The sequence below is a fragment of the Streptococcus constellatus genome, assembly GCF_902167705.1.
In the GTDB taxonomy this organism is placed as follows: Bacteria; Bacillota; Bacilli; order Lactobacillales; family Streptococcaceae; genus Streptococcus; species Streptococcus constellatus_A.
Window position 1 is genome coordinate 1 of record NZ_CABHMZ010000036.1, and the last position, 648, is coordinate 648.

The window sequence follows — 648 nt, forward strand, 5'->3', positions numbered from 1 at the left end:
TGGTTATTCCGCAGTCTTAGCACAGGAACAGTACGACCACAGGGCTAAGCAAAAAGGTCGGAAGTCTTGTTTAACACCAAAGTTGAAAAAGGAAATTGAGAACGGTTTAAAATCCTCCTGGTCGCCTGAACAGATTTGTGGGCGCTATCAGCTTGAACAAAAGCCAATGGTAGCTTTTAAAACCATCTATAACTGGCTCTATGCTGGTTTGATTGATCTGGATTTAAGCGTCCTCCGTCGTAAAGGAAGAACTCGACAACCCAAAGAAACACGTGGGACATTTAGGATTGGCACGCCGATTGCCAAACGTCCTAAAGAGGTTCGGAATCGTGAAACTTTTGGCCACTGGGAGCTTGATACTGTAGTGTCTTCCAGAGGCAAAAGCAAGGGGTGTTTAGCGACTTTTCTAGAGCGAAAAACTCGTTTTTACTTAGCCTTCAAGATACCAGATAGAACAGCCAAAGCCATGTTTTCAGCCATCGAACAACTTTACGAAAGTAGATCGGAAGAGCGGTTCAGCAGGAATGCCGAGACCGACCTCGTATGCCGTCTTCTGCTTGAAAAAAAAAACCCCCCCCCCCCCCCCCCCCCCCCCCCCCCCCCCCCCCCCCCCCCCCCCCCCCCCCCCCCCCCCCCCCCCCCCCCCCC

The 648-nt window shown here is 51.4% G+C and carries 1 pseudogene; it reads left to right on the forward strand.

What is annotated here, in order from left to right:
* Positions 1 to 487 (forward strand): annotated as a pseudogene (locus tag FQ204_RS10045) (IS30 family transposase); the annotation flags it as partial.
* Positions 488 to 648 lie beyond the last annotated feature (161 nt).